We start from the raw sequence: 17,893 nt of genomic DNA on the forward strand, positions 1-17,893 counted from the left end.
TGTATTGGGATGATAATGAAGCAGGATATTCCAATAAGAGCACTTGGTGGAAGTAAAGGAATTACTTCTGATTAGCTTTTAATGTAATACTGAACTCGCCAACGAAAGGCTTACCTGTATCCGTGCTCAATTGCGGGACAGATTCTTCTGCCTTGCGTCCCTTTTCCGGACGGGCGAATACACCGGATAGGATATACATAGTTTCGGGCCTTGATGCATTGTGTTCCATATATCCAATACTTGCAATGCGCAGACAGCCTATAGCACCCGTACGTTCTACCCAACGGGTAGCCTTTATTCCTGTTGTTTCTGTACTGCCGGCTTTTCCTCCCCATAGCCCGAGAATTGGGGCTGCCTGTTTATTGGGATAAGCGTCACAGGGACCGAGTCCTAACCAATGCAGTTGATTGAGTTCGGAAGCAGATTGAACAGCCATACCTATTATAGGTAGCCAGGGTATGGCTACATTAGTCAGAATCTGATAGCTGACATCTAAGCGGCCGTCTGCTCCAATGGTATAACGATAGGTGGTGGTGAAGCGATTGTTTGTATCCACGGTATAATTTACCTCTGTTTTAATTACTACGTTGCCTTCACTTTCTTCTATCTTCCAGGATTTTACAGACTGGGTATATTTATTGAGATCGACAGCTTTCCGCACATTCTCTTTTCCGAAAGCGGAAGTTTCGCTACGATCAAGAGTACGCCATATGACGGGACGCAAGTCTGTAATCATTTGCTTCCCTTGAATATCGGCAGAGGCCAATTGCCCGGTTCGAGGGTTGAATATGTAACGTATATCATTGGTTGCAACTATAACTGATTCTTTGTCTTTGCTTACTATTAATTTCCCGTTAGATACAGCCTGTACTATTTGTTCTGTCTGAGGACAAAGTTCAACAGCTTCGCGGGTAATCTCCGATCCGTCTGCACGGATGAAGATAAATCGGATGAAGTATGTTTTTCCCGGCTGTATGTTTTTCAGTTTGCTGATGGGCAGTTTAAGTGCTGATGTAGCATGCGGCTGACCATTGATAGAACTGTTGTCTGAAGATAGTTCTTGTCCGTCTTCCCATATAGACCAGTTAATTTTCACGGTATTAAGATTGGTGAAGTCAAAGTCATTCTGAATGGGAATGCGTATAGAATCCTGGCCGGGAACGAAATATATCTTGTCTATAGCCGGATAAACCTGGGCATAAACAGCTTTAGTTTCCAGATAATCTCTCGTCAGATTGCGGTAAGAATCTACGATACCATCCCATCCGGCATAGTCGATGCGCAGATACTTGTCGCCTTGGCTGATGTCATCTTCCGAGTATTCGGCTTTGGCTACCGGAGTTTTTATCCCTTGGTCTGCCCACATCCAAATGGCGGCTCCGGTTCCTGCCGGATGCTTGGTCAATGCTTTCCAACGGGCTTCCAGTCCACCGAAACCATCTACACCATAGGCATGGGTGTATTCGGTAGAGATAATCGGACGGTCGGAATGACTCGCCAGTTGGTCGTATTCACGGTCTTTCCAGTAATGAGGGGCGAGGATATCAACCTCTTTGGGCAACCATTCTTCGTGACGCCAGGGTAGCAGGACAGGTCGGGTAGGGTCAAGCGCTTTCACAGACTTTACTGAAGCCATGTGCAATGTAGTCAACGGGTCTTCATTGCCGATAGACCAGTAGATGACGGAAGGGCTGTTGATATCGCGTACAACGGTTTCGTAAGAACGTTGCAGCACGGCATTGGAGAATGAGGGATCGTACATCAGATTACCTGCACCTCCCAGTGAAATTTCATTGCCTACATACATGCCCATTTCATCGCATAGTTCGATGAAACCTTTAGCGGGAGTGTAATGCGAGAGTCGGATATAGTTAATATTGGCTGCTTTCATCAGTGTGATATCCTGTAGCCAGTGAGCACGGGTGGTGGCTCTGCCTACATCCGGGTGCTCATCGTGACGGTTTACGCCACGGAGTTTCACTGCCTGACCGTTGATGCGGAATACCCCTCCGATGGTTGAAATCTGTCGGAAACCGATTCGTTCGGTTCGTGTATGCGCTACTTGGCCTTTCTCTAACAGATCGATGCGGAGGTTGTAGAGATTGGGAGTCTCTGCCGTCCAGTGTAGAGGAGACAGTATACGCAAGGTAAAATCAGTCTCACGGTCGGTCGAAGTATGTGCAGGAATGGTAATCTGCTGGCGGGCAACTTCTTGTCCTTCCTTGTCGGAGAGCGTGAAACGGAGATTATAAGGCTCTCCCGGACTTGGATAATTGCCCGGAAGCGTGTTCTTATGCTTGTCACTGACCATCACACGTACTTTTAGGTCGGCATCTTTGAAGTAGTTGTCGAAGGTGGTTTGTGCCACTACGTTATCAATCCAACGTTTGGCGGGCATGGCTTCGAGTGTGACATCCCGATAGATGCCCCCCAATGTCCAGTCATCAAAGACATCGAATTTATACTCTCTTGTCACTTGTCTTACGCGGACGGCAAGCCGATTGATACTGTCTGTCTTTAACTTGTCCGTAGCATTAAAGGAAAAAGAGGTATAACCGCTGTCATGACGACCCAAGTATTGCCCATTCAACCATACTTCGGCTGATGACCATACTCCGCCGAAGTGCAACAACACTCGCTTCTCATTCCAATCTTTGGGAACGGTGAAGGTATGCAAGTAGAAACCTTCACTGGCTGTGTCTTCTTTGAATCCGCGGTAAACGGGTTCTTCGTACCCCAGTACAGCCCAGTTTGATGGAACGGGAATGGGCTTGAAGTCATTGTTAGTAAACCCGGGAGCATGGAAGTTCTTTAAACGCAGGGCTTCTTCTCCTGTCTTGACTAATGCAAAATCCCACGTGCCGTTCAAACTTATCTGCTCTTGGGCAGATAGTCGGAGGGCAGCAATCAGTAGGACGAATGATAAGATACGTCGTAAATTCATGGTATATATGTATTAAGATGTAGTAATAGGTAATGATTCGCTATTATTATTAACAGCTTTCACTTTATCAACTTTTAAGTTTGATACAAACTTATATCTTATTTTTTTTACTACAAGATGATTGGATGAATGTCCATGAAAATGGAAAATTATCCATGTCTTAGCATAGTGGGACGCAAGGTATGGACATTCGTAAAATGCCTTGATGGAAAATAATCCATATAAACGGAATATTGTCCTTTTAGGAGTTTGAAAGGCTCTCTACATTTGCAGTGTCACTTCGGAAAGTAATAGCTGAAAATAACCATTAAAGAAATCTGATACGAAGCGAAATTAGAATTTAGTATTACTATAATTAAACTTTGATTTTAGAACAATGAAAAACAAAGAAGAAAAGGAAAGGAATGTTCGTTGCATGTCGCTTAAGTTAGCGTTCCTGTTTATTTTAAGTTTGGCGACGACACTCAGTGCATTCGCACAGAATAAGACTGTCACCGGTACAGTTTTAGATTCTACAGGTGAATCTATCATTGGTGCTAATGTAATGGCAAAAGGAACTACTAATGGAACGATTACTGATATTGACGGGAACTTTTCCCTATCTGTTCCCAACACAGCCAAGACATTGGAAATCTCGTTTATCGGTTACGAAACTGCCATCGTTACTATCCCTCAGAATAATCAGGTAAAAGTGACCTTGAAAGAATCATCAATCGTTCTGAACGAAGTAGTTGCCATCGGTTATGGAGTTCAGAAGAAAGGAAGCGTGACCGGCTCTATTGCAAAGGTGAACTCTGAGAAATTGGGCAACCGTCCTATTTCAGATGTGTCTTCGGCCTTGCAAGGGCAGATGGCCGGCGTCGAAATCCGTACTACTTCGGGCGAACCGGGTAAGGATATTCAGATTCGCGTACGTGGGGCAGCTTCTATTAATGCTGACTCTGATCCGCTTTATGTAGTGGATGGAATTCCCGTTGATAATCTGAACAGCTTGAATCCCAGTGATATCGAGTCGATTGAAGTCTTGAAAGATGCATCTTCATCTGCCATTTATGGTTCACGTGGCGCAAATGGAGTTGTGCTGGTTAGCACTAAGAAGGGTAAAGAAGGCAAGGTTAAAGTTGAATTCTCTGCAAATGTAGGTCTGCAACAGATGGAACGGAAGATGGATATTCTCTCTTCCGAAGAGTGGATTGATTTTAAGTCATATTATAATAATATGAACTATGTTCAGAAGTATGCTGGTAAAGGTGCTACGATCAATGATGATTGGAACACCCGTAAGGCACTTATTGGAGGCGTAGATTATAATAGTATGCTTGATCCCAGATGGTCGGAACCTAATTATGGCGGCTTAAGGCTGATTGACTGGCAGGATGAGTTCTACCGTACGGCTCTGATGCAGGATTATCAGGTTTCAGTATCGGGTGGTACCGATAAGACCAATTACCGTTTTTCTGTGGGCTACCTAGATCAACAAGGTATTGCTACCGGAACTGATTTCAGCCGTTTGAACTTGCGTACCAATATCGAATCGCAATTATCGGATCGTATTAAAGTTGGTTTGATCATTGCCCCTACTGTTTCCTGGGCTAATGGTGGTCGTGTAGACGGAAAAGATTCCCAGTCGCATATCACTCTGTCCGCAGCTCCTGTTGCTGAGGCTGAAGCGGGAATTTATACCGGAGCTGAACCTTACGAAAAATACATGTGGGCAGGTGGTGCAGTCAGCCCGGTGGCTTATATGGAAGAATCGACCAATGCTACTGATATGGTTCGTATTAACACTTCCGCTTACTTGCAGGCCGATTTAGGTAAGGGATTCAAAGCCGAAGTAACCGGTTCGTGGAACTATTATGATAAAGAAAACCGTTCTTTTGTTCCAAGTTCCGTAACGAAGAACTGGAATCAGGGCGAAGGTGTACAAACTACTGCCGCCAGAAGTAATGAGAAAGAGAACAATATCATGTTTCAGGCTTTGCTGCACTATAATCAAGTGTTTGGAAAGCATACGGTAGGTGCCATGTTGGGCTATTCTATGGAAGAATCCAAGGGTTCGTCTTCTTCATTGAAAGCAAAACAATTCCCTAATAACTCGTTGGAAGTATTCGATATGGCGTATACTACCATCACTGGTACTAAAGCCGATTTATCTACACCCGTCCGTTTGTTGTCTTACTTCGGACGTGTGCAGTACGACTATGCCGATCGCTATTTGCTTACTGCCAGTTTGCGCCGCGACGGTTCTTCCAAGTTTGGTCAGAATAATCGTTGGGGATGGTTCCCGGCAGTGTCGGCTGCATGGCGTGTTTCCAATGAGGCATTCTGGCCGGAAGATTTCGTAATCAATTCTTTGAAACTTCGTGGAAGCTGGGGTATGAATGGTAATAACTCTATTCCGTCTAATGCGGCTCTTAGTGCTTTGGGCAATGCCAATTATGCATTCAACGGTTCTTTAAGTTCAGGATTCTCCCCATCTTCTGTTGCAAATCCTGATTTGGGCTGGGAAAAGACACATAGCTGGAACGTGGCTCTCGACTTGGGGCTGTTCAATAATCGAATTTATCTGTCGGCCGATTATTATGTAAAACGTACGAAGGACTTATTGTACAAAGTAGCAGTTCCTTCTATCTTGGGATATTCTAATGCATGGGGAAATATCGGTAGCCTTGAGAATAAAGGCTTTGAGGTGGAACTGGCAACCCAGAATATGGTTGGCCGTTTCAACTGGTCTACTTCCTTGAACTTGGGCTTGAATAAAAATGAAGTCCTTAGTTTGGGTGCTGATAATGCTACTGTGTATACAGGTTATTCCAATACGCAAGTCTTGCAAGTAGGTCATCCGTTGAAGGAGTTTTATATGTACAAGGCTGTCGGGGTATATCAGAAGCAGTCTGAAATAGACGATCCTAAAGTTGCCAAGATGAAAGGCCAGAAAGTGGGCGACGTTCGCTATGAAGACGTCGATAGGAACGGTGTGATTGATGAGCGGGACAGGACTTATGTAGGAAAACCTTCTCCTGACTTGACCTTTGGTATGACGAACACATTCAAATATAAGAATTTTGATTTATCCGTTTTGGTAACCGGACAGACGGGTGGTCAGGTGTATGGCTTGTTAGGTCGTGCTATCGACCGTCCGGGAATGGGAGTGAGCGCCAATGCTTTGGGTTGTTGGAGAAACATGTGGCGTTCGGAAGCAGAACCGGGCGATGGCAAGACGCCGAGCATATTCTCTTCAACTACCAGTACGCTTTATGACACACGCTGGCTTTATGATTCTGACTTTATCAAGATTAAAAATATAACATTGGGCTATCAGATTCCTGTGCGTAAATATTTCAGTTACGCTCGTGTATATGTTTCAATTGAGAATGTGTATATGTGGGACAAATATGATGGTGGCTATTCTCCCGAATCTAATAATGGCGGCTCGGGCGGCGATTATGATTATGGTGCTTATCCGCAAGCCAGAACCTTCTCATTGGGTGTAAACTTGACTTTTTAATATGATAAATAGATACAGTTATGAAAATGATTAAATATATAGTAGGGCTTTTCATTGTAGCGACTTTGTCGTTTACTTCCTGTAGCGATTTCCTAGATGTGGAATCAAGAAATACACAGACAACAGATACTTTTTATAAGACAGAAGGTCAGGCAGACCAAGCCTTGACAGGTATTTATCATGACCTTCTTCCCATGTCGTTATACTCTCTGATGTTGTCCGAAGTTCGTTCCGACAATACTTATAAAGAGAATGACGGTGCTCAGCGTGACTTTTCTTCTATCGGCAGATTCGAGAAGAACATAGCTAATCTGTCGGTGTTGAGTAATGCGTGGGATGATTATTATAAATTGGTTTCCGACGCTAATACTTTCCTTGAGAAAGTGGAGAAGATCAGTTTTGCAAACGAAGATATCAAGAAGCAGTATATGGCTGAAGTTCATTTTCTTCGTGCTTTGGCTTATTTTGATCTGGTTCGTTATTGGGAGCATATTCCGATAGTTACAAAGACTATCTCGCAGGCTGAAGCATTGGCTCTTCCCCAGTCCGAAGCTAAAGAGGTTTACGAACAGGTGATTATTCCCGATCTGGAGTTTGCATGCGCCAATCTGAATAATTCTCCTAAGAACTATTTAGGAAAAGCGGTTGAAGGGCATGCTACCCAAATAGCTGCAAAAGCATTATTGGGTAGGGTTTACTTAACGATGGCCGGTTTTCCGTTGAATGATGGTTCGAAGAAGGACCTGGCAAGATCTTTGTTTAAGGAAGTTATTGACTATGCGGATGCAAATAAAAAGTATTGGGCAAAAGATAGCGAAGAGTGGAAGCGTATCTGGATTAGCGACAATGACAATAAATATCATATTTTTGAGATACAATACCAAAATGGAGGTCTCGGCCTGGGTAACCAAATGCTTTTCGAAGCTTGCCCCAGCTTGTATTCCGCATATACAATTGTGCGTATCTTTGGTAATCATATTTATTGCGAGCGCCGGTTAAGTGAAGAGTTTCAAAAGATATACAATGAAAAGATGGATGCTCGTTGCTTGGCAACCATTGATACTACCAAGTTTGTGAATACAGATGGAGCTACTCCTATCAAGTACACCGGCGATGATTTCTTTATAAAATTCCTGGAACATAAGATGAAACGTTCACAATTGGGCTATAGTGACATTGATAATTCTATTGTTGATGTGAAAGATTGGCCAATCAATCATCCCATTATCCGTCTGGAAGATGTTATGTTGATGTATGCCGAGATTGTCGGGCCTACTACGGAAGGCTTGAATATGGTGAACCGTATTCGCACCAGAGCAGGTATGGATGCTATCCCAGCTTGTTCGGATGCAGAATTCCAAAAGTATGTGGAGCGGGAACGTCGTCTGGAACTTGCTTTCGAAGGTATTCGCTGGCACGATTTAGTGCGTCATAATAACTTGCAGGCGATACGTGATATGTATACACGTTATGCAACCAATGAGGAGACAGGACAGGTTAATGCTGATATCCTAGCGTTTGCTCAAAATGTGAAAGATAATATGTACATTTATCCTATACCGGAAGCACAAATGAAGGTGAAAGAAGGATTATATAAGCAGAATGAAGCGTATAAATAAATTGAGTTGAATAATTAATAGTTTTTTTATTGAGAAAATAATGAATAAACTATGATTAGCAGGCTTATCGAATGCTGCCATTATCTGTAAACTCTTGTTTTCCATCTCGCCCTGGGGTCGATGTGACTACTATGGAATAGGCATGAGAAAAGTTCTCTCATCCTATCCTTCGTTTTGATAGTTTAAACTCCATAGGGCGAGTTTGGTTGATAAAGTTGGAATATATTAACCAAATAAAGAATTAAGTTTATGTCATTAACAAGTATCATTTGTGGTATAGCATTGTTGACAATAGGTGAGGTTGGACCGAAAAATATGCCTAACGCCATAGAACCTGTTGAAGCACCGTTCGCTATGCCTGCATTTCAGCGACCTGTTTTCCCTGAACGTACTGTGCAGGTAAGTATGGAACGGGAAGGAATGTCCACTAAAAATATCCAGGAAGCTATTGACAGGACAAGCTGTCAAGGCGGAGGTACAGTAGTGATTCCTGCCGGCATATGGCAGACGGGGCGTATTACTTTGAAGAGCAACGTGAACCTGCATCTTTCGGAGGGAACAGAACTACATTTCAGCGGTTATATAACAGACTATCTTCCAGCTGTCTTCACACGTGATGAGGGTGTGGAGGTATATTCTTTGGGAGCTTGTTTCTATGCCAACGGGCAGGAGAACATCGCATTGACCGGAAAGGGAAAAGTAATCGGTCCGTCTATAGATTGCGAAATATACAAATGCAACGAGGGAATGTCTAGCGAAGAGGCAATGAAAAAGCCGCTTGTCGGGCGTATTTACAATGGGAAGGAGGGTAAAGGTGTTTTTTTACCTAAGACGTTTGCTCCCATCCATTGTAAAAACGTGTTTCTAGAAGGTGTCACATTCGAACAAGGTCTGTATTGGAATATCGTACCGCAATATTGCGAGCACGTTGTCATCCGCGGTGTTACGGTGAACAGCTTCGGGCACGGACGTACCGATGGCATTGATATTGATTCGAGCAGTGATGTGTTGATAGAATATTGCTCGCTTGATTGTCAGGATGATTGCTACACTATGAAGTCGGGTCGGGGCGAAGACGGATTGAAGGTGAATCGCCTCACCCGTAATGTCGTTATACGTAAAAGTATAGCACTGCGGGGTGCGGGCGGCATTGTGTGCGGCACCGAAATTGCCGGTGGGGTGAGAAACGTATATATGTGCGATTGCGTCTTCGAAGGAACCGACCAGGCTTTCCGTTTCAAGACCCGTCGCCCGCGAGGAGGATTTGTCGAAAATGTCTATGTGGAACGAGTGCTGGCCAATGTGAAAAGGCAGGCTTTATATTGCGACATGCTCGGCTCTGCCCGTTGGGTGGGCGAGTTGGCACAGCGCTATCCAGCCCGTGCGGTAACGCCGCTTACGCCGTGGTTTGCCAATATTTCCATTCACGATGTGGAGATAACTGGATGCAGCACATTGGTGGATGTGTCGGGACTTCCGGAAATACCTGTGAAGAACTTCTTTTTCGGCAATGTCAAGGCACGCTGTAACCAGATAGGCAGGGTGTGCGATGTCACGAAATTCTCTATGAAGGATGTAAGGGTAGAAAGTAGCGACACCGTGATGTGCATTGACAATTGCGATTACGCCTCTTTTTTCGGCTTCAGCAATGTAGCTACAGACAGTCCGATGAAGATAGAAAAGGCGGGAGGGGAATGCCGCTATCTGAATGTGCAGACTTATCCGCTCGCTCCAGTAAACTATCAATCCATCCGCCCTGGCGAGGTGTGGCTTGATACTGAAGGTAAACCTATTCAGGCACATGGATTTCAGGTGACTTTCCGTGACGGTAAATACTATTGGTATGGAGAAGACAAGACCCATACACTGTTTGGAACTAACCGTATGTTTGGTGGCGTGCGTTGTTACTCATCCACCGACTTTTATAATTGGAAGGATGAAGGAAGAATAATCGAACCAGATACCGAACCACATTCGCCTTTGCATCATTGCCAGAAATTGGAACGGCCGCATATTCTTTATTGTGCCAAAACCGGCAAATATGTATGCTGGCTGAAATCGCAAAGTAATGATGGCTATTTTACCATTCTTGAAGCTGAACGTTTTATGGGACCGTATCATTTTGTCCGTAACTTGAAGCCTAACGGTTTTGCTGTGGGGGATTTTGATATGTATGCTGATCCCGAAACAGGAAAAGGTTATGTTTGGTTTGAGCGTCCGCATTGGGAACAGATATGTGCTGAACTTTCTGATGACTATACTAATGTAAATGGCCGGTACTCAGAACATTTTGTAGGGAAGGTTCCGCCGTTTACGCGTGAGGCGGCAGCACATTTTGTAATGAATGGCAAACATTATATTTATACCTCAGGGACAACAAGTTATACTCCCAATCCTTCGGAGGTGGCAGTGTTCGATGACTATCATGGTAAATACACTGTGTTGGGCGATCCGCACATTGGCGATGAGTATGCACATTCTTTCTGTTCGCAGATTACAAGTGTGATAAAGATTCCAGGAAAGAATCTTTATGTAGTTATGGCTGATCGTTGGCAGCCGCATACTAATAAAACAGACATACCGAAGAAAGACTGGCAGTCGTTTTTGAACCGATATAAGGACCACCGTCCTTATCCCAAGGATTTTGAAACACCGAAAGTGGCTGATAGATTTTATACGCTTGTTAATCCTAATCAAGATGTATATAAGGCTACATATGTATTTCTGCCAGTAGTAGTGAAAGATGGCGTACCAATGATAGAGTGGAAGGATGAATGGAAACTGGAAGACTATGAATAAATGTCTTTTGGTGCGGTAGCCTTGGTTTTCTCCAAACAATGATTTCCCGATTCCGTTTTTTATCGTACTTTTGTGTGGTAATAATTTCCGCTTCATTATGAAAACACGTTTCTTTCTCCTTTGTATAGTCCTCCTTTCTCTCTTGACACTGAATGCATTTGCCTCCGTAGACGTTCGTTCTATTTTCATCACTACCAATGAGGGGCTTGCCAATAACTCGGTGCGTTATCTGTTCCAAGATAGTAAAGGATTCGTGTGGATGGGTACTTTGGATGGCTTGAGTCGTTATGACGGACATTCATTCGTTACTTTTCGTCCGGGTATAGGCGATGAAATATCTTTGGCAGATCATCATGTGAAAGTTATCACAGAAGATAGAAACGGTTTCTTGTGGATATTTACTTCTCCCGAAATATTCAGTTGCTATGACTTGAAGCGCGATTGCTTTGTGGATTATACCGGTTGCGGCGAGTACAAGCAAGAGTATAAACGGAAACTGGAAACCTCTACAGGCGATATTTGGTTATGGCACAACGAGAAAAACGGTTGTAGGAAGATAACTTATAAAGACGGGCATTTCAGTTCGGTAATCTTTGATAGAAAGAATGGCAAGCTCTTTTCCGATTCAGTCAACTACGTCCATGAAGATGAACAGGGCAGTGTCTGGATTTGTACGCAAGCCGGACTGGTATGGGTAGCCGGAAACCAAACCCAACTATTCAAGAAAGAACTTTCTTTTGTAGCGGCCGTCACTTATGAAAAGAAAAACTTCTTCCTCGCTTCCAACGGACAGATTTATGAGAAAACACCCGGTAAAGGTCTCCGTTTGGTAGCCCAACTTCCTTGGGGAATCTCTCCTGCCAAAGTTTACGAACATAGCCTTGTTCAGGACGATTGGGTAATCTTTTCTCCGACAGGCGGAGCTGTCTTTCGGATGTCCGAAGGTCGATTGGTAGATGATCCTTCACTGAACATACCTCTGGGACGATGCATAAGGGATAACCTCGGTAACCTTTGGATATCGAATGGAACCGGCGAAGTTAGCTATTTAAATATCCGTACACGGGAACTAAAGAACTTCCGGCTAATGTCTTATGAGAAAGCGCAATTGGTAGCTGACGAACGTTTCTGGGTGGTGCAGGATGCACGCGGACTGATATGGATATCTACTTATGGCAACGGATTGTTTGTTTATAATCCCAAGACTGATGAAATGACCCATTATACGTATCATGTTGAACGATTCAACCGGATAAACTCTGACTTCATTCTTTATATCATGGGAGATAGAACGGGCAACATCTGGCTGGGTTCCGAATATTCGGGCATTGCCTTGCTATCGGTACTCAATGAAGGTGCAACCCGCATTTATCCTGAGAATGATACGCTCGTAGACCGTTCTAATACCATACGTATGGTTACTTGTACCGAGAATGGAGATATTTGGGTAGGAAACCGTCGCGGCGGATTATTCCATTATGATACTAATCTGCAACTACTTGATAAGAAGAACTATAATCTGAGCGTGTTTGACATAGCCGAAGATCATGAAAGGAAACTGTGGATGGCAACCCGTGGAGCTGGCTTGAGTATCGATGGGAAATGGTATACGAACCAATCCAAAGATGCGAACTCATTGGCCCATAATCATATCTATGATGTTTTCCGTGACTTTAAAGGGCGTATGTGGATAGGTACTTTCGGAGGTGGACTCGACCTGGCTATTCCTGTAAATAACAGTTATATCTTCCGTCACTTCCTGGCGGGTAGCTACAGCAAGAAGCAAGTGCGGACTATCACCGCCGATAAAAACAATTGGATATGGGTAGGCACAAACAACGGTGTCTATGTATTCCATCCCGATTCTTTGATTGAAAACTCCAAGAGTTACTACACCTACAATTTCGATAACGGCAAACTGCGTAGCAACGAAATACGCAATGTCTTCTGTGACAGTAAAGGTTGTATGTGGATTGGCACTACAGGAACAGGTTTTGCCTTATGTTCCCCGGGGCAGGATTATAAGAACCTTTCGTTTCAGTATTACGATACGAACAATGGGTTGGTGAATAATGTGGTGCAATCTATCGTAGAAGATCTCGAAGGGAAGATATGGCTTGGCACTGAGTACGGTATGTCTTGTTTCGACCCTGCTACACGGACTTTCGATAATTTCTTCTTCTCGGCTGTAATGCCCGGCAATGTCTACTTGGAAAGTAGTGCCTGCACCACCAAAGACGGGAGGCTGCTGTTTGGCACCAATCATGGTTTGGTAGTAATCAATCCACAGATGATACAGTCGCAGCGTATTATTTCACCGATTGTATTGACCGATTTAAAGATAAACGGTATTTCCGTTCGTCCAGGTGATGTGGATTCTCCGTTAACCACCGCATTGAGTTATACAAACGGCATTGAGTTGCAATACTTTCAGAATTCGTTCAGTATCGAATTCTCTACTTTCGACTACTCTATGGGTAATGATGCTAAATACATCTATCAACTGACTCCTTTTGATAAAGATTGGAGTACGCCTTCTTCACTGAATTTTGCAGCCTACAAGAATCTGCCTCCCGGCAGTTATCAATTGCACGTCAAGGCATGTAATGCTTCCGGCGTGTGGGGAACGGAAGAAACGGTATTGCAAATTGTGATTGCTCCCCCTTTCTGGAAGACTACTTGGGCATATATGGTTTATATTATTTTAGTTTGCATTGCTTTGTATATCACTTTCAGGTTGGTACGTAATTTCAATACTCTGAGGACACGCATTCAGCTCGAAAAACAACTGACTGAATATAAACTAATCTTTTTCACCAACATCTCGCATGAGTTTCGCACTCCACTCACTTTGATACAAGGTGCTTTGGAGAAGATCGAATCTTCGGGAAAGAGGTCCAAAGAGTTAGCTTATCCCATCAAAATCATGGATAAGAGTACGCAGCGCTTGATGAGGCTTGTCAATCAATTGTTGGAGTTCAGAAAGATGCAGAACAACAAACTGTCTCTTTCTTTGGAAGAAACGGATGTTGTAGTCTTCCTGCACGACATCTTTCAGAGTTTCCGTGAAACGGCGGAGACTAAAGGGATGGAATTTGTATTTACCTCATCCGTCAACTCTTATTCCATGTTCATAGACAAAGGGAAACTGGATAAGATTGTCTATAATCTGATATCGAATGCTTTTAAATATACACCTGCGGGCGGTAAGATAACCTGCATCGTACAAGTGGAACAGGCTATCGGCAAACTGTTTTTCTCTGTAGCAGATACAGGTGTCGGTATTCCCAAAGAGAAACGTTCTCAACTTTTCTCCCGTTTCATGCAGAGTAGTTTTTCTAATGATAGTATGGGCATTGGGTTGCATCTTACGCACGAATTGGTCAAGGTTCATAAAGGAACTATTGGCTATACGGAGAATGAGGGCGGCGGCTCTGTATTTACTGTTACTCTGCCTTTGGACTGTGCTGTGTACAGTGAGAAAGATTTCTTAGTCACTACTTCATTAATAGAAGAAGTGAGCACAGAGATGGAAGAAGTGAGTACGAAAGTTACATCAGCATTACCGACTTTACAAGAAGAGCAGAACTCTGCACCGCTAAACCGCAAGAAGATACTTATCATTGAAGACGATACGGACATCCGTGAATTCTTGAAGCGTGAAATCTCTCTCTATTTTGAAGTCGTGGCCGAGGCGGATGGTACATTGGGATTTGAACGGGCACGCACGTATGATGCTGACCTCATTATCTGCGATGTCCTGATGCCTGGTATGAATGGCTATGAGGTAACCCGTAAACTGAAAAATGAATTCAGTACCAGTCATATTCCTATTATCTTACTGACAGCGATGGGCACCACCGAGAATAAACTGGAAGGCGTAGAGAGTGGTGCAGACGCTTACGTCACTAAACCTTTCAGTCTTAAACTGCTACTGGCACGTATCTTCCAGTTAATAAAGCAACGTGAAATGCTTCGTGAGAAGTTCCTCAATGAACCGGGTGCGGAGCATACTGCTGTCTATGCTTCGGACAAAGACAAACAGTTCCTTGATAAGCTTCAAGCTGTGATAAACAAGGAACTGGATAATGCTGAATTTTCCATGGAAGATTTTGCTGCACGGATGAAGCTGGGGCGTACCCTCTTCTACAAGAAAGTACGAGGATTGACAGGCTATACTCCGAACGATTACCTTCGGCTTTTCCGATTGAAGAAGGCTGCTGAATTGCTATCGGAAGGTAATTATAATGTGAGCGAAATCTCCTATAAAGTAGGCATCAGCGATCCACTTTATTTCAGTCGTTGTTTCAAGCAACAGTTCGGTGTTTCACCCTCGGTGTATTTGCATGGAAAAAAGGAAGAATAAATCTTGAATCAAATCCAACTACTTATTTGCGTGTCTTAGTATTCGTCGCTTAATGAAATCACCTTCAACTGTTTTTCAAATGTCGCCAACGGTAAGTCTGTATAAACTTCCACCTTAACAGAACCTCCGGGAAGTATATCGAAATAGTTGTCGCTGAACGAGCTGTTTGCGTCTCCGGTAGCAATGAAGACGGCACGGGCGAAGTTATCACTGCTAAGCGTTACTTCAAAACCTCCTTCAATGGGTTGTACACTGGTTGCAAGTTTGGCTTTGGGATAGTTTACTTCTTTTTGCTTCACCAGGAAGTAGTTATTGGTGTAGCTGCTATTCCCTTTATCCGTCAGGAGGACGGCATGGATGACAACGTCTTCTTTGCGTGCTCCTTTCAGGGCTTCATCAAGTGGGACGGAGAAAAGCGCCTTGCTGCTATTGGCATCCACTTTCACATTCCGATTGTAGCTGTTGAGAACTTCCCCCGTCAGTTTCATGACTTTTACTTCAAGCCTACCGTTGCAAGCCTTGTGACGGTCGGAAACAATTTGAATTTTCAACTGCCCGTCTTCATCGGCTATGGGAGATACAAGGATGTCCCGGTAGGCTTTGCGGGCGAAGTAATGCTGCGCTTTCCAGCGGCCGTAATAGTCGCGACTTGCCCAAGAAGCCACAGGCCAGCAATCGTTGTGTTGCCAGAAGAGCGTTCCCATGCAGTAAGGCATATCCCGGCGGTGTGCTTCGATGGCGGTTTTGATGGCGTCGCCTTGCAGCACATGGTTCATATAGAGGAAGGATTCGAAGTTTCTGGGCTTGCGGTATTCGTTCAGCAGATAGGTTTCAATCAACTCGTTGGCGTGCATGCCTCCTCGCTGGTGCGACATCATGACTTCCGAATAGATGTCCCAATCCTCCTGGCGCGGTGCATAGCGTTTCACCGATTCAAATTCGGGGAAGGACTGGAAGCCGTATTCGCTAAAGAAACGGCTTCTCTCCTTATTATACATTTCAATCGACTTCTTGCCGTGCCACACTTCCCAGTAGTGGCGGTCGCCGTTGCGGTCGTCGCTGCCGCCATCATAGCGGGCGAAGGGGGAAGAAGGCCAGTAGAAACTTTCGGGAGCATACTCTTCTACCACCTGGGGGAGTGTGACGTTGTATTGGTCGTTAAACTGTTTCCAGATTTTCTGTTCGTATTCGGGATTCTGTGCTTTATACCGCTTCTGCCAGCCCCAGTTGAACCAGGCATCGTTACATTCGTTGTTGCCGCACCAAAGGGCGATGCAGGCGTGGTTGCGGAGCCGCTTCACGTTGTCGATGGCTTCCTGACGGATGTTTTCCAGAAGCTCCCCTTCGGCAGGGTAGAGGCTGCATGCAAACATGAAGTCCTGCCAGACAAGGATGCCGTAGCGGTCGCAAAGTTCATAGAACAAATCGTTCTCGTAAGTGCCGCCACCCCAGATGCGGAGCATGTTCATGTTGGCATTGGCTGCGTCGAGGATGGTCTTTTTGTATTGCTCCGGTGTGACGCGCGGAAGAAAGTTATCCTGCGGGATGTAGTTGGCACCTTTGGCAAACACGGGGATGCCATTCAGTTCTACGTAGAAGGTTTTTCCATCTTTGTCGGGACGGTTGATGATTTTGAGTGAGCGCAGGCCCACTTCTTCTGTCCGGGCATCGGATGTCTGATTATTGACGGTGAGGGCTGTGCGGAAACTGTACAGATGTGGTTCGCCCAGTCCGTTGCTCCACCATAGTTTCGGATTCTTGATAGAGAATGGCAGGGAAATCTTGTTGATGCCTTTCTGCAGGGAAACGGTTTGCCCTGCCAGTACTCTGCCGGAAGCGGCTTCGGTGATGGTGACGTTTGCTTGGTCTATCTCCTTGTCTGCCAGTATCTCCACTTCTCCGATGAGGGATGCGCGGCTTTTGCTGACTTCTGGCTGGCGGATGAAGACATCGTTGATCCGGGCATTATCCCAAGCTTCCACATATACAGGCCGCCAGATGCCGGAGGTGACGAGGCGGGGACCCCAGTCCCATCCGTAGTGATAGCCTGCTTTGCGGGCGAATACGCTGACTTTCTTATTGAATACTCCGCCGTTTTCGGACTGGTCATTACCGGCTTCATACTGGTAAGGCAGGGCGTCCCACTTGGGAATATCCACTTTGATGGGGGAGTGGAAGTAGATTTTCAGTATGTTTTCACCGGGGTTCAGGTCGGGCTTGATGCTGGTTTTCCATTCGCGGAACATGTTGTTGGCTTCCAGTATTTTTTTCTCGTTCAGGTATACGTCGGCATACGTATCCAGTCCTTTGAAGATGAGGTCGATGTTCTCCCTTCCCATCATTTCGGGAGTGAGTTGGAAGGTGGTCTGGTATATCCAGTCTTCTTTGTCAATCCATTGCATGCCGCGCTCGTTGAGGCGGAAGAAAGGGTCTTCGATGATTTTGTTGTCCATCAGGTCGGTGTGCACCACTCCGGGCACGGTGGCGGGATACCAGTTGCTTAGTCTGGCTTGCTTGAACTTTCATCCTTCATTCAGTTCTTTCCGCAGGGGGACGGCTATCAGAAGGGCACTGCACAGTAGTGATGAGGTCAGTAAAGATGCTCGCTTTAGGTTTAAATTCGGCTTTTTCATATGTACAAGATATTTCTCAGCCCA

5 protein-coding genes and 1 pseudogene are annotated in these 17,893 nt (G+C 44.8%); 4 read left to right on the plus strand and 2 right to left on the minus strand.

The window, feature by feature from the left end; genetic code table 11:
- Positions 1 to 61: 61 nt before the first annotated feature.
- Positions 62 to 2,944, minus strand: coding sequence for a glycoside hydrolase family 2 (locus tag HMPREF9447_RS13180; protein WP_009130239.1), 2,883 nt, complete (start codon positions 2,942 to 2,944; stop codon positions 62 to 64).
- A 376-nt stretch (positions 2,945 to 3,320) separates the two neighbouring features.
- Here HMPREF9447_RS13180 and HMPREF9447_RS13185 point away from each other — a divergent pair, with 376 nt between their 5' ends.
- The 4 genes from HMPREF9447_RS13185 (at position 3,321) to HMPREF9447_RS13200 (ending at position 15,236) form a co-directional block, all read left to right on the plus strand.
- Positions 3,321 to 6,452, plus strand: a complete 3,132-nt coding sequence (locus HMPREF9447_RS13185) for a SusC/RagA family TonB-linked outer membrane protein (RefSeq protein ID WP_009130240.1) — start codon at positions 3,321 to 3,323, stop codon at positions 6,450 to 6,452.
- A gap of 20 nt (positions 6,453 to 6,472) precedes the next feature.
- On the plus strand, positions 6,473 to 8,071 hold the full coding sequence (locus HMPREF9447_RS13190) for a RagB/SusD family nutrient uptake outer membrane protein (protein WP_009130241.1): 1,599 nt from the start codon (positions 6,473 to 6,475) through the stop codon (positions 8,069 to 8,071).
- A gap of 249 nt (positions 8,072 to 8,320) precedes the next feature.
- Positions 8,321 to 10,870 (plus strand): glycosyl hydrolase family 28 protein, encoded by a 2,550-nt coding sequence (locus HMPREF9447_RS13195; protein WP_009130242.1) that lies wholly within the window; start codon positions 8,321 to 8,323, stop codon positions 10,868 to 10,870.
- Positions 10,871 to 10,967: 97 nt separating this feature from the next.
- Positions 10,968 to 15,236 carry a hybrid sensor histidine kinase/response regulator transcription factor gene (locus tag HMPREF9447_RS13200; RefSeq protein ID WP_009130243.1) on the plus strand — a complete coding sequence of 1,423 codons (4,269 nt, stop codon included), beginning with the start codon at positions 10,968 to 10,970 and terminating at the stop codon, positions 15,234 to 15,236.
- Positions 15,237 to 15,271: 35 nt separating this feature from the next.
- On the opposite strand, the pseudogene HMPREF9447_RS13205 reads toward HMPREF9447_RS13200, so the two are convergent.
- Positions 15,272 to 17,869: pseudogene (locus tag HMPREF9447_RS13205) on the minus strand (beta-mannosidase).
- Positions 17,870 to 17,893 lie beyond the last annotated feature (24 nt).

Source organism: Bacteroides oleiciplenus YIT 12058 (assembly GCF_000315485.1).
In the GTDB taxonomy this organism is placed as follows: domain Bacteria; phylum Bacteroidota; class Bacteroidia; order Bacteroidales; family Bacteroidaceae; genus Bacteroides; species Bacteroides oleiciplenus.

Coding starts and splice junctions, on each gene's coding strand:
- HMPREF9447_RS13200 (WP_009130243.1), top strand. CDS start 10,968: ATGAAAACACGTTTCTTTCTCCTTTGTATAGTCCTCCTTTCTCTCTTG.
- HMPREF9447_RS13185 (WP_009130240.1), top strand. CDS start 3,321: ATGAAAAACAAAGAAGAAAAGGAAAGGAATGTTCGTTGCATGTCGCTT.
- HMPREF9447_RS13195 (WP_009130242.1), top strand. CDS start 8,321: ATGTCATTAACAAGTATCATTTGTGGTATAGCATTGTTGACAATAGGT.
- HMPREF9447_RS13190 (WP_009130241.1), top strand. CDS start 6,473: ATGAAAATGATTAAATATATAGTAGGGCTTTTCATTGTAGCGACTTTG.
- HMPREF9447_RS13180 (WP_009130239.1), bottom strand. CDS start 2,944: ATGAATTTACGACGTATCTTATCATTCGTCCTACTGATTGCTGCCCTC.